The organism is Lactovum odontotermitis, from assembly GCF_054658595.1.
This window is the reverse complement of record NZ_BAAGGQ010000001.1, coordinates 62,222-76,481: the sequence shown is the minus strand read 5'-3', so window position 1 is coordinate 76,481 and position 14,260 is coordinate 62,222. Positions and strand designations below refer to the sequence as shown.

General features: G+C 47.2%; 9 protein-coding genes. 8 read left to right on the top strand and 1 reads right to left on the bottom strand.

What is annotated here, in order from left to right:
• Nucleotides 1-225: 225 nt before the first annotated feature.
• The 7 genes from pepO to ACYQ2E_RS00305 all read left to right on the top strand — a co-directional run bounded on the left by pepO (nt 226) and on the right by ACYQ2E_RS00305 (nt 12,198).
• The gene (gene pepO / locus ACYQ2E_RS00335; RefSeq protein WP_460016052.1) at nt 226-2,109 is read left to right on the top strand and encodes an endopeptidase PepO; all 1,884 of its coding nucleotides are present in this window, start codon (nt 226-228) and stop codon (nt 2,107-2,109) included.
• A 64-nt stretch (nt 2,110-2,173) separates the two neighbouring features.
• Entirely contained in the window at nt 2,174-2,383 is a 210-nt protein-coding gene (locus ACYQ2E_RS00330) for a zinc ribbon domain-containing protein (RefSeq protein ID WP_460016051.1), read from the top strand.
• A 9-nt stretch (nt 2,384-2,392) separates the two neighbouring features.
• Entirely contained in the window at nt 2,393-2,725 is a 333-nt protein-coding gene (locus ACYQ2E_RS00325) for an MGMT family protein (protein ID WP_460016050.1), read from the top strand.
• 127 nt (nt 2,726-2,852) lie between these two features.
• A complete protein-coding gene (locus ACYQ2E_RS00320) occupies nt 2,853-3,884 on the top strand; it encodes a hypothetical protein (protein ID WP_460016049.1) in 1,032 nt (343 codons plus the stop codon).
• Nucleotides 3,885-4,194: 310 nt separating this feature from the next.
• The gene (rpoB, locus tag ACYQ2E_RS00315) at nt 4,195-7,782 is read left to right on the top strand and encodes a DNA-directed RNA polymerase subunit beta (RefSeq protein ID WP_460016048.1); all 3,588 of its coding nucleotides are present in this window, start codon (nt 4,195-4,197) and stop codon (nt 7,780-7,782) included.
• A 2-nt stretch (nt 7,783-7,784) separates the two neighbouring features.
• Nucleotides 7,785-11,444, top strand: coding sequence for a DNA-directed RNA polymerase subunit beta' (gene rpoC / locus ACYQ2E_RS00310; protein WP_460016047.1), 3,660 nt, complete (start codon nt 7,785-7,787; stop codon nt 11,442-11,444).
• Nucleotides 11,445-11,877: 433 nt separating this feature from the next.
• On the top strand, nt 11,878-12,198 hold the full coding sequence (locus ACYQ2E_RS00305) for a YgjV family protein (RefSeq protein ID WP_460016046.1): 321 nt from the start codon (nt 11,878-11,880) through the stop codon (nt 12,196-12,198).
• Nucleotides 12,199-12,275: 77 nt separating this feature from the next.
• Here ACYQ2E_RS00305 and ACYQ2E_RS00300 read toward each other — a convergent pair whose 3' ends face one another.
• Nucleotides 12,276-13,220, bottom strand: coding sequence for an acetylxylan esterase (locus tag ACYQ2E_RS00300; RefSeq protein ID WP_460016045.1), 945 nt, complete (start codon nt 13,218-13,220; stop codon nt 12,276-12,278).
• A 104-nt stretch (nt 13,221-13,324) separates the two neighbouring features.
• Here ACYQ2E_RS00300 and ACYQ2E_RS00295 point away from each other — a divergent pair, with 104 nt between their 5' ends.
• Nucleotides 13,325-14,254, top strand: coding sequence for a glycoside hydrolase family 113 (locus tag ACYQ2E_RS00295; protein WP_460016044.1), 930 nt, complete (start codon nt 13,325-13,327; stop codon nt 14,252-14,254).
• Nucleotides 14,255-14,260 lie beyond the last annotated feature (6 nt).

Here is a 14,260-nt window from a genome sequence, read left to right as displayed (position 1 = left end):
GAACTGACTTCACGGGTTGGTTCCTTTTTTGATTGAAACCGAGCGCTTGCGCGAACGTTATTCAAGGAATAAAAAGGTGAAAGTTAGAATGTCTGTAAAATGTCCAAAAAGCCGTATTCTTGCTTGAGTTCTGTTGAAATAAATGATATTATTTATTTTATTAGCATACAAGCAGGGCAAGCTCAAAATCAAGGCTTGCACGGATGATATAACAAAGGAGAAAATATGACAAGAATCCAAGACGACCTATTTGAGGCGGTGAATGCTGAATGGCTGGCCGCAGCTGAAATCCCGGCAGACCGCCCTCGTATTGCCGCATTTGACGAATTAGTCATTGAAAATGAGAGTAAATTGAGTGCAGATTTGGCTGAATTTGTCAAAGTAGAACCAGCTGATGCTCTGCTCAAGCAGGCAGTTAAATTCTACAAAAAGGCCGGTGACTGGGAAGCGCGCAATAGCGACGATTTTTCAGCTGTCAAGACTGAATTGGCAAAAATTGAGGCCTTGACAAATTTGGCAGAACTGAACAAACAGGCGTCTGATTTAGTTTTCCATTCTCAGGCGGCTCTGCCTTGGGGATTGAGCGTCGGTGTGGACATGAAAGATGCGCTGCATCATGCCTTGGAATTCACTGGTCCGGGTCTGATTTTGCCTGACACAAGCTACTATGCAGAAAATCATCCGCGTAAAGCCGAGCTGCTTGATTTCTGGCAGAAAAATTCCGCTGAAATTTTGACAAAACTTGGCCTGGCGGATGCTGAGCAGATTGCAGCCGACGCAGTCAAATTCGATGCCCTGCTGGTACCTGCCAGCAATACCTCTGAAGAATGGGCAAAATACGCTGAGCTTTATCATCCCGTACAAATTGCAGAATTCACAGCAAATTTCAAAAACATTGATTTTGCAGCTAATATTGAGCAATTGATTGGACAGAAAGCCGACAAAGTCTTAGTCTTTGAAGACCGTTTCTTTGAGCAGTTCGACAGCATCGTGAACGAAGAGAACTGGCCGCTGATAAAAGCCTGGATGCTTGTCAATGCAGCCCGCAAGGCCACAAGTTATCTGTCAGAAGACCTGCGTATTTTGGGCTCAGATTTCGGACGTTTCCTGCGGAATACTGCCGAGCCGCGCTCACAAATCAAACACCAGCTGGATGTCACTGAAAGCTTTTTTGACCAGGTCATCGGCCTCTATTACGGCAAAAAATATTTCGGTGAATCTGCCAAAGCAGATGTAAAACGCATGGTCGCAGCCATGATTGCTGTTTATCAGGAGCGTTTGGACAAGAATGCCTGGCTGAGCCGTCCAACAATTGATTTGGCGATTGACAAACTGAACGCATTGACCGTCTTTGTCGGTTATCCGGATAAACTGCCGGCTGTCTACGACAAACTCATTGTGGGCGACGGAACACTTTATCAGGATATGGTTAAATTTTCCGAAATTTTGACTGCGCGTCATTTTGAAAAATTCTCAGAGCCAGTGGACAAGACAGAGTGGCATATGCCTGCTCACATGGTAAATGCTTATTATTCGCCTAATTCAAATACAATTGTATTCCCTGCGGCAATTCTGCAGGCACCTTTCTATTCATTGACAACACAGTCTGCCACGCAAAATTTCGGCGGAATCGGTGCAGTCATTGCGCACGAAATTTCTCACGCCTTTGACAACAACGGCGCCCAATTTGACAAATTCGGCAACTTGCACAAATGGTGGACAGACGAAGATTACGCTGCCTTTGAGAAAAAGCAGGCCGAGATGATTGCAGAATTTGACGGCCTGGAAACTGAAGCCGGCAAAGTAAACGGCAAGCTCATCGTGTCGGAGAACATTGCGGACAATGGCGGAATTGCCTGTGCACTTAGTGCTGCGCAGAAAGAGGCCGATTACAGCGCTCAGGAATTCTTCGAGCAATGGGGAACAATCTGGCGCATGAAAGCCAGCATTGAATTCCAGCAGATGCTGCTTTCGACGGACGTTCACGCTCCCGGCAAGCTCCGTGCCAACGTTCCGCCGACAAATCTGGAAGAATTCTACAGCGCCTTTGACGTAAAAGAGGGCGACGGCATGTACCGTCCGGAAGAAAAGCGCGTCAATATCTGGTAAACTGCGGAAAACGACTCCTCAGTTTAATATCTGCCGACAAAGGCAGAAGAAAGAAGACAAAAAAATGGAACAAAAACAGTATGTCTGTCCAAAATGCGGGAACCAGCACTATGAGCAGGACCAGTTTCAAGCGACTGGCGGTAATTTTGCAAAGTTCATGAACATTCAGAACAAAAAAATGATTACAATCACTTGCACCAGCTGCGGCTATACCGAGCTTTACCGCGCTTCGACGACAACGGGCTCCAATGTTCTTGATTTTCTGCTGAACTAATTCATTCAAATGGACAAAAGTCACGAATTTGAAGCCGGCGATGATTTCTCCAAGTTAAAGCTGGACACTCAGAACATCATCCGGCAAATCAAGTGCATTCCTTATGGCCAGGTTGCCTCCTACAAAGAAATCGCTAATCTGGCCGGACTGACGAACGGCGCACGCCAAGTTGCACGCATTCTGCACAGTTTGTCAGACAAATATGAGCTGCCTTGGTGGCGGGTTATCCGCTCGGATGGAAAAATCGCTTTGACTGGATTTGGACGGGTTGAACAGATTCGTTTGCTGCGATTAGAAGGTATAACTGTGGATGAACTCGGACATGTTGAGCAATCTAAGTAGGAATGTATAATTTAAAGGGAAAGTTTTACGGAAAATTTACTGAGTAACACCTTGCTTTTGGAAAACGATTACTTTATAATAGTTATATCAGCTGGGCATCTGCGTGGCTAATTTTGAACGGGAGATTATGAAAAAACTACTAAAAATTGTCTTAGTTGCCTTTCTGGCAGTTATGGCCGCTCTTACGTTAACTGCCTGCAAGAGCAGCAGCAATAGCAACGTTTCAGCAAAAAAAGCCTTTATTTCAGATTATGCTGCGCTCAGCAAATCTAACGGCAATGTTCAAGAACTTTCCGTCAGCGTAGACAAAGTCAAAGCAACAGGAGACGGGGCGGAGGCTGTCAATCAGCTTGCAGGCGCTAAAGCTGCTTTCAGTGTGAACACGGATACTAAGGATAAGACGGCAAGTGCCTCTGTGACAATTAACGCAGTCGGCATGAATCTCAAACTGAATCTGCTGATGGTCAAAGCCGGCATCTACATTCCCGGAGATGATATCAAGAAGCTTTACAATGACCGTGCCCTCCATTCTTTATTAACATCGGACGATGCGGCAACAGAAGAAGTTTATGATGCGATGATTACGGGATTGACAGCGCCTTATCTATCTCTTGACGCCGACTTATTACATCAGCTGATGAGCAGCAGAACGAGCAGCAATGGTCTAAGTTGGGAGAACATGATTGACGAGATGTTTAATGCGTCTTCGAAACAGGCTCTCAGCGAAGCTGATTTGACAAAGGCACTGAGCAAAGTGCCGAATTCTGATTTCACCCAGAGTAGCGGTAAAACGACTATCAAGCTCCCGGTGGGAAGCAGTTCTTTCAATGATTTTTTCACAGGAGTTGCTTCTTCTAATGCCAGCCTTACGAAAGCTCAGACTGAGCAGATTTTGAAAACTATCTCTGATTCCGGAGTTGACCTGAAAAAAATGACGGCAGAAATTACTCTTGATAGAGAGAAACGTGAGCTGACGATGGTTATAAGCGGGAAAGTGACGAGTCAAAATAATCAGACTTTGGATTTTGGAATGACAATCAATTCAAAATCAAGCAATTCTTCGAAAAAAGTTACCATACCGGCTGCAAATAAGGTTCAGACATTTGAAGACGTGAGGGATGCAGCGATTTCTATACTGATGGGCGGGCAAAGCTCGTAAGATTATGTAAAATTATGAAAATGGACTTGAAAAATTGAAAAAATATGATATAATTAACTCACGTTAATTTGTCGAAAAAGCTTGGGAAATCTTGTCCCCATTGCTTTTGAAGCAAGGTAGAAAATATCCGCCTTGCTTTTTTTGACGCCTGAAACAGATAAATATTCAGTTTGTTACGTAATTGTTGACTTTCTGAATGTTCTGAATTTCACATTTATCGGCAAATTCAATGCAAATAAGTGAACAGAATTTGTGCTGCCTTTGTGTTACTAGAGGACGCAAATACTATTCAAAAAGGAGAACATACTACATGACGTCAGGACATGATGTTGCCTACGGTAAACACAGTACCCGCCGCAGTTTCTCGCGGATTAAAGAAGTGCTGGACCTGCCGAACCTCATAGAAATCCAAACGGAATCCTACAATGACTTTGTCACTGAAGGACTCGCAGACGCTTTCAAAGAAGTCTTTCCGATTGACAACTTTGCCGGAACGATGGAACTCGAATTTGTCGGCTACGAGATGAAAGAGCCGAAATACACGGTGGAAGAGGCGCGCGCCCATGACGCGAACTACTCTGTGCCGGTTCACGTGCGCTTTCGTTTAGTCAATAAAGAAACTGGCGAGCTGAAAGAGCAGGAAGTCTTTTTCGGTGAATTCCCTAAAATGACGCCGATGGGCACTTTCATCATCAATGGTGCAGAGCGTCTGATTGTCAGCCAGCTCGTGCGTTCACCCGGCTCCTATTTCCATCTCAAGACAGACAAGAACGGCGTGGATTCTTATGGTCACACGACAATTCCTAACCGCGGCGCCTGGTTTGAGCTGGACACTGATGCCAAGAATATCGGTTATGCCAAACTTGACCGCAGCCGTAAGATTCACTTTACGACAATGCTGCGTGCTCTAGGTTTCGGCTCTGATGAGCAGATTCGCGACATTCTCGGTGAATCAGGGCTGCTTGAGAATACGCTTGAGAAAGATATTCACAAGAATCCTGCCGACACACGCGTTGAAGAAGCGCTGAAAGATATTTATGACCGTCTGCGTCCAGGTGAGCCTAAAACAGTTGATTCTTCACGGAGCTTACTGATTGCGCGTTTCTTTGACCCACATCGTTATGATTTTGCGCCGGTCGGCCGTTACAAGACCAATAAGAAACAGGCACTCGAAAATCGTCTGCTCGGTTTGACATTGGCTCAGCCGATTGCAGACCCTGAGACAGGTGAAATCATTGCTGAAGACGGTACTTTGCTGACGCATGAGGTGCTGGCCGCATTGAAGCCTGCTTTTGATAATGGTGCAGTCACAGAGACTTATTATCCGAATGAAGAAGCCGTTCTGACAGAGCCTGTTGTCGTGCAGCTTGTTAAAGTTTATTCGCCGATGGACAATGAGCGCGTGGTGAACGTGATTTCAAATGCTGCGCCGGCTGACAATATCCGTGTTTTGACGCCGGCAGACATCATCGCCAACATTAACTATTGGCTGGGGCTTTTTGAAGGCATCGGAAAGGTTGATGATATCGACCATCTGGGCAACCGCCGCATTCGCTGTGTCGGTGAATTGCTTCAAAACCAGGTTCGCGTGGGCCTTTCACGTATGGAGCGTGTCATTCGCGAGCGTATGTCCTCTTCAGAAAACGAGAACATGACGCCTGCCGGCTTAATCAATGTCCGCCCTGTAACAGCCTCTCTGAAAGAATTCTTTGGCTCGTCACAGCTGTCGCAGTTCATGGACCAGCACAATCCTTTGTCTGAGCTTTCTCACAAGCGCCGTTTCTCGGCCCTCGGCCCTGGCGGTTTGACGCGTGACCGTGCTTCCGTTGAAGTCCGTGACGTGCATTATACACACTATGGACGTATGTGTCCGATTGAAACGCCAGAAGGTCCGAATATCGGTCTGATTAATAACCTCGCTTCATATGGTAAAATCAACAAATTCGGCTTTATCATGTCTCCTTATCGTAAAGTGGACAAGAAGACAGGCGAAGTTACTGATAAGATTGAGTATCTGACGGCCGACGAAGAAGATAATTACGTGGTGGCTCAGGCGAATTCACCATTGACAGACGACTCTAGATTTGCCAATGAAACAGTGATGGCCCGCCACGCTGGTAACAATATTGAAGCTGATGCTGAAGATGCTGACTTCATGGACGTTTCACCTAAGCAGGTAGTTGCCGTTGCGACCGCTTGTATTCCTTTCCTGGAAAACGATGACTCCAACCGTGCCCTCATGGGTGCGAACATGCAGCGTCAGGCAGTGCCTCTGATTGACCCGCATGCACCGTTTATCGGAACTGGTATGGAACATCAGATTGCGCATGATTCTGGTGCGGCTGTCATTGCCAAATTCGGCGGTGTGGTTGAATATGTGGATGGCGATGAAGTCCGTATCCGCCGTGAATCTGGTGAACTTGACGTTTATCACATTCAGAAATACCGTCGTTCGAATGCTGGAACTTCATATAACCAGCGTCCGCTTGTCAGGCTGGACGAAAAGGTTGATGCCGGCGACATTATTGTTAACGGACCTGCCATGGAAAACGGCGAAATGGCTCTGGGACAGAATCCGCTGGTTGCCTTCATGACTTGGGAGGGTTACAACTTCGAGGACGCGGTGATTATGTCTGACCGCCTTGTCAAAGAAGATGTCTATACTTCCATTGCCATTGAAGAATATGAAGCTGAAACCCGTGATACAAAGCTCGGCCCTGAAGAAATCACCCGTGAAATTCCAAACGTGGGTGAAGATGCGCTGCGCCATCTGGACGCTGACGGCATTATTCGCGTCGGTGCGGAGGTCAAAGAGGGTGATTTGCTGGTTGGTAAGGTGACACCTAAGGGTGAATCTGACCCAACACCAGATGAGCTCCTGCTGCGTGCCATTTTCGGTGAGAAATCTCGTGAAGTCCGTGATACGTCATTGCGCGTGCCGCACGGCGGAGATGGTATCGTTGCGGATGTGAAAATCTTTACACGTGCCAACGGCGATGAGCTGCCAACCGGTGTTTCTCAGGTTGTCCGTGTTTATATTGCACAAAAACGTAAGATTCAAGTCGGTGATAAGATGGCCGGACGTCACGGAAACAAGGGTGTCGTGTCAATTATCGTGCCGCAGGAAGATATGCCGTTCATGCCGGACGGAACACCGATTGACATCATGCTGACGCCGATGGGTGTGCCTTCGCGTATGAATATCGGTCAGGTTATGGAACTCCACTTGGGTATGGCTGCCCGCACTTTGGGCATTCAAATCGCTACGCCAGTCTTTGATGGTGCGACGGATGACGATATCTGGGATACAGTCAAGGAAGCCGGCCTAGCTGCCGACGGAAAGACCGTTCTCTACGACGGGCGTACTGGTGAGCCGTTTGATAACCGTGTGTCTGTTGGTGTCATGTACATGATTAAGCTCCACCACATGGTTGATGATAAAATCCATGCCCGCTCCGTCGGTCCATACTCACTGGTTACGCAGCAGCCGCTCGGCGGTAAAGCCCAGTTCGGCGGACAGCGTTTCGGTGAGATGGAAGTTTGGGCGCTGGAGGCTTATGGTGCTGCTAACATTCTGCAGGAAATCCTGACTTACAAGTCTGATGACATCACAGGCCGTACCAAGGCTTATGAGGCCATCGTCAAAGGCGAGCGTATTCCGCAGCCGGGTCTGCCTGAGTCCTTCCGCGTTCTGGTCAAAGAACTGCAGTCGCTCGGACTTGACATGAAGGTGCTGGACAAAGACAACAATGCGATTCAGCTGCGTGAACTTGATGATAACATTGGTTTCCAGAGTCATGACGAAAAAGTCACTCCGGAAATGATTGAAGAGCAAGAAGAAAAGCTGAAAGAAGCAATTGAAACTGAAACTGAAATTGTAGAGAAGGAGAGCAAATAAGAATGGTCGATGTAAATAAATTCGAAAGTATGCAGATCGGCATTGCGTCTCCGCAGAAAATCCGCTACTGGTCATTTGGAGAAGTAAAAAAGCCTGAGACGATTAATTATCGTACACAGCGTCCGGAGCGTGAGGGTCTCTTTGATGAGCGTATTTTCGGCCCGTCAAAAGACTGGCAGTGTGCCTGCGGCAAGCTGAAAGGAATTTTCTACCGCAATCAGGTCTGTGAAATCTGCGGTGTCCAGGTAACGAATGCTAAAGTGCGCCGTGAGCGTATGGCTCATATTGAGCTGGCTGCACCTGTTTCACATATCTGGTATTTCAAAGGTATCCCGTCACGTATGGGACTTGCCCTTGACATGAGTCCGCGGGCGCTGGAAGAAGTCATTTACTTCGCCAGCTATGTGGTCATTGACCCGAAAGAAACTGACCTGGAGAAGAAGCAGCTTCTGTCAGAGCGTGAATACCGTGAGCAGATTCTCAAAAACGGCTTCGGCTCATTTGTTGCTAAAATGGGCGCGGAAGCCATTCAGGATTTGCTGCGCGAAGTAGATATCAAGAAAGAGATTTCTGAGCTCAAAGAAGACCTGAAAAAAGCTTCCGGTCAGCGCCGTATCAAAGCGATTCGTCGTCTGGATGTGCTCAGTGCCTTTGACAAGTCTGGCAACATGCTGGAGTGGATGGTACTCAACGTTCTGCCGGTTATTCCGCCGGATTTGCGTCCAATGGTTCAGCTTGACGGCGGACGTTTTGCAACGTCTGATTTGAATGATTTGTATCGTCGTGTTATTAATCGTAACAATCGTCTGAAGCGTCTGATGGAGCTGAATGCGCCAGGTATCATTGTGCAGAATGAAAAGCGTATGCTGCAGGAAGCCGTTGATACTTTGATTGACAACGGCCGCCGCGGCCGTCCGATTGCTGGTGCCGGCAACCGTCCGCTGAAATCTCTCAGCCATATGCTGAAAGGTAAGCAGGGACGTTTCCGTCAGAACTTGCTCGGTAAGCGTGTTGACTACTCAGGACGTTCGGTTATCGCCGTTGGCCCGTCACTGAAGATGTACCAGTGTGGTGTGCCGCGTGAAATGGCGATTGAGCTTTTCAAGCCGTTTGTCATGTCTGAAATTGTCAAGCGCGGAATGGCCGGTAATATTCGTGCGGCTAAACGTAAGATTGAGCGTCTGGATTCTGATGTCTGGGATATTCTTGAAGAAATCATTAAGGAGCATCCAGTATTGCTTAACCGCGCACCGACGCTTCACCGTCTGGGTATTCAGGCCTTTGAGCCGGTCCTTGTTGACGGCCGTGCGCTGCGTCTGCACCCGCTGGCCTGTGAAGCCTACAATGCCGATTTCGACGGTGACCAGATGGCTATTCACGTGCCTCTGTCAGAGGAAGCTCAGGCGGAAGCCCGTATTCTGATGCTGGCGGCTGAGCACATCCTGAACCCTAAAGATGGTAAGCCTGTCGTAACACCGTCTCAGGACATGGTTTACGGTAACTATTACCTGACCATGGAAGAGCCCGGTAAAATCGGCGAGGGCATGGTTTTCTCAAGCCCTGAAGAGATGGAATTGGCGCTGCATAACGGTTATGTGCATCTGCACACGCGTATCGGTATTTCGACAAATTCGCTGAAGAAATCTTGGACGAAAGAGCAGCAGGACCGTATTCTGATTACAACTGTCGGCAAGGTAAAATTCAATGATATCCTGCCGGAAGATTTCCCTTACTTGAACGAAGCAACTACTGAAAATTATGTTGCTATTGATGATAAGTATTTTGTTGAACCAGGAAAATCCGTTAAAGAAACGATTGAAAATCTGCCTTTGGCGAAGCCTTTCAAGAAAAAGGACCTTGGAAATATTATTGCAGAGGTCTTCAAGCGTTATCGTACGACGGCAACTTCCGAGTTCCTGGACCGTCTGAAAGATTTAGGCTACCACCAGTCAACGCTGGCTGGTCTGACGGTGTCAATTGCGGATATTCCGATTGTTGATGACAAGAAAACGATTATTGACGCGGGACATAAAAAGGTCGAGGAAATCACGAAGCAGTTCCGCCGCGGTCTCTTGTCTGAGGATGAGCGTTATCTGGCTGTAACTAATGTCTGGCGTGATGCGAAGGAAGAGCTGGAGCGCCGTCTGGTGGCTTCACAAGACCCGTCAAATCCTATCGTCATGATGATGGACTCGGGTGCCCGCGGTAACATTTCCAACTTCTCGCAGCTGTCTGGTATGCGCGGACTCATGGCCGCTCCTAATGGAAAGACCATCGAACTGCCCGTTATCTCCAACTTCCGTGAGGGTCTGACTGTCCTGGAAACTTTCTTCTCGACGCACGGTGCCCGTAAGGGTATGACTGATACGGCCCTGAAAACAGCCGATGCCGGATATCTGACACGTCGTCTGGTTGACGTGGCGCAGGATGTTATCATCCGTGAGGATGACTGCGGAACTGACCGCGGTCTGGTGATTTCGGATATTAAGAACGGCTCAGAGATGATGGAGCCTTTGTATGATCGTCTGGTAGGACGTTATACAAAGAAGGTTGTCAATGACCCTAAAACTGGCGAAATTATCATCGATGCGGATGAGCTGATTACTGAGGAAATTGCCCACCAAATCATTAATGCCGGTATCAGCGAGGTGACAATCCGCTCTGTCTTGACATGTAATACGCGTCATGGTGTCTGCCGTCACTGTTATGGTGTCAATCTGGCTACGGGCGACGCAGTTGAGGTCGGCGAAGCTGTTGGTACGGTGGCTGCGCAGTCTATCGGTGAGCCTGGTACACAGCTGACGCTTCGTACTTTCCACACGGGTGGTGTGGCCTCTGATGAAGATATCACGCAAGGTCTGCCGCGTGTCCAGGAAATTTTTGAAGCCCGCAATCCTAAGGGTGAGGCGCTGATTTCTGAAGTGACGGGTGTTGTTGAGGATATCGTCGAAGATGCGGCGACACGTACGCGTGAAATCATCGTCAAGGGCGAGAACGACAGCCAGTCTTATGTGGTGCCGTTTACTGCACGTCTGCTGACTTCTAAAGGCGCGAAGATTCACCGCGGGGACCCGCTGACGCACGGCTCAATTGAGCCTAAGCACTTGCTGAAGATTCGTGACACTTTGTCTGTTGAGACTTACTTGCTGGCCGAGGTTCAGCTGGTTTACCGCTCACAGGGTGTTGAAATCGCCGACAAGCACATCGAGGTTATGGTCCGTCAAATGCTCCGCAAGGTGCGCGTGATGGACCCGGGCGATACGGACTTGCTGCCTGGTGTTCTGATTGATATTACTGACTTTGAGGATGCCAATGCGGAGATTCTGATGAGCGGCACTCAGCCGGCAACGGCACGTCCTGTTCTGCTCGGAATTACTAAGGCTTCGCTTGAGACTAATTCATTCTTGTCTGCGGCTTCCTTCCAGGAGACGACGCGTGTCTTGACGGATGCGGCGATTCGCGGGAAGAAAGACCATCTGCTCGGCTTGAAGGAAAATGTTATCATCGGTAAGATTATTCCTGCTGGTACTGGTATTGCCAACTATCGTGAGATTGAACCGCTGGCGACTGTGCCGAACTTTGATGAGGTCGTGGCTCAGCGTACGACGGATGAAGAAGTTGCGGCTGCAGCGGCTGAAGCGATTGAGAAAGCGGCTGAATAAACAAAATGTGAAGCACGCCTGTTAAGAAGCGTAGAAATTTAGGGAAAGCGGCTTCTAAGCGCGAAAGCGCTAAGAATCTGCTTACTAGCTTCTAGAAATTGCCAGAGCTTTAGCTCTGTGTGAACTCAGTTAATAAGCTTTATTAACCTGTCAAGTTTTGCTTGGCAGGTTTTTTGCTGCAAAATTTAAAAATAATAAGTTGTTAAATTTTAATCAAATTTATGCTAATATGTCAATCTAATGCCAATTATGACGGAAATCTGAAAGAAATGGAAACTGATGATGTACATTATTTCGCAGCTGTTGTCGGGAATCAGCGCTGTCTTGTTTTTGTGCAGCATACTTCAGAGGAAAAACAAAAAAATGTTTGTGCTCGGCGCATTTCAAAATCTGGGCGATTTTATTAAATGTATTTTGATGGGCGGCTATTCAGGTGCTTGTTATCCAAGTTTTCAGCGGCTTGCTTGCCTGGGGAATTATTGCTGCGCAGATTATCTTCGGTGTTATTGTTAATAAAAATGGCTTTATTGGTTATCTGCCGATTGTGGCTTCTGTCGGGTATTCGCTGCTGCTGATGAAGACGGAGAACAATCTGCTTATCAAATATGGGCTGGTTGTCAATGCGCTGCTGTGGGCGACTTATAATCTGAGTATCAGAGATTATGTGGGGGCGGCGACGAACCTTATCTATGCTCTGGTTACTCTTGTAATCACTGTGAGTCAAAATCTGCAGCTGAAACGTAGAAATAACTAGAATAAAACCTGGAGATAGAAATTTCCAGGTTTTTGAATGGTATTTGTTAAGCTGGTGGTTACGATTTGCGAAATCTGTCAGATTAATCCTTTCTCAATAAGATAGTCGCTGATTTTAGGGAGATATTCGTGACCGTATTCCGGCAGAACGAAGAGCTGCTTATCAGATTGGATTTTATTGTATGCGGCCATTTGTGTCATAGGCGGGACGACGGTATCTAGTCCTCCTAAAATCCAGGTCACTTTGGCCTTTATTCTTGGAACCAGATTTTGTATATCTATGTACTCAAGTTGGTCAAAGAACCAGTCTTCACGCTGATGCAGCGGGTCTCTAAACTGGAACCAATAGGGGATTTCTTCAAAAGCAGAGGTTTGTGCACCTAACTGGTAAGCTTTACGAAAGTCAGACAGAAAGGGGTAAGTTGCAATGACACTTTTAATTTGTGGCACTAGAGCAGCGCAGGCAATGGAAAGTCCGCCGCCTTGTGAAGCGCCGCGCGCTGTGATGTTGCTCTCATCAACAAATTCTAAGTTCATCAAGATTTTGGCTGAACTGGCTAAATCAAGATATTGCCTCACGTAGTAGAGATTCTGGTATCCCTCTTCTATTCCGCGGATGATAAGCCCCTTCATAGTTTGACCGGAAGTGACAGTAATATCCTGGCTAGGTCCGCCCTGTCCGCGGCAGTCTAAGGCTAGAACAACGTTTCCTTCAGCAGCGGCACCAATCTTGTCTACCCAATCGCCGCTATCGGTGTGATAACCGTGAAACTGCAGGATTCCCGGATATTTCTTAGTCAGGTCTTTTGGGCAGATGAGCTGCGCGTGAATTTTGGCACCATCAATTGCAGTGAACCAGAGCTCGAAAAAATCTGCGACGTTTGAATGAAGCTCTTTCGGCTCAAGTGTGTAGTCAAAGTGATGTGAATCAATTTGAGATAAGTTGTGATTCCAGAAATCATCAAAGTCTGCAGGCTTTTTTGCCATTCCGGAATAATCTTGCCATTCCTGTGGAATTTTCATAAATCCTCCTTGAAATAAATGTAATATTAGTATATACTTTTGTTGAAACTATTGCAAGTAGAGCTTAGGCTCGAACAATGAACAATACTCACAAAGGAGTTAACATGAAGAGAATTAATGCAGTAACCTTCGGCTATATGGCCAAGGAAGGTGAACTTGGAAGCCCAGAAGCGGCTCAGTCGCTGGAACTTTTGGTGTCACGAACTTCAGCCAGCACAATCATTCTGCCGGTTGTCGCTTTGCAGGCGAATGCTCATACGATTGACATTGACTGGAAGCATAATTTGCCGACGGATAATGAAGTAATTGATACAGTTGAAGCTGCAGGAAAACTTGGGCTTGATGTCATTTTAAAGCCGATGGTCAATCTTGAAGACGGGACTTGGCGGGCATATATCAACTTTTTGTGGCCTGATGTACCTTGTGAGCCGAAGTGGAGTGAATGGTTCGCCAATTACGAGAAATTTATTCTTCATTATGCAGAAATTGCTGAAAAAACTGGCTGCCGAATGCTGGTCATTGGCTGTGAAATGGTTAGTACAGATGGGCGCGAAAAAGAGTGGCGCTCCTTGATTGAAAAGGTGCGGGAGATTTATCACGGTTTGATTACTTACAATTGCGACAAGTATCAGGAGGATAGGCTGAGCTGGTGGGACGCGGTGGATGTGATTTCTAGCTCTGGTTATTATCCCTACGATAAGTGGGAGGAAAATCTGCAGCGGATAGAGAAGGTAGTTAAAATGCAGAATAAACCGTTTTTCTTCTGTGAAGCAGGGGCGCCCAGCCGTGACGGAGGAGAGCTTCTGCCCAATGACTGGACGCTGCCAGGAGAAGTGAATATGGACGCGCAAACAAGGTTTTTTGAGGCAATGTTTGTGGCCTGTGCTCGTTTTGACTTTGTTGAAGGCTTCGGACTTTGGGACTGGAAGGCAATTTTATATAGAGAAGAGGACGCTGCAAATGATAGGGATTATGCGCTCTTTAATAAGCCGGCGGAAAAAATTGTCAAAAAATATTATAAAATGCAAATTTAGGCTTGA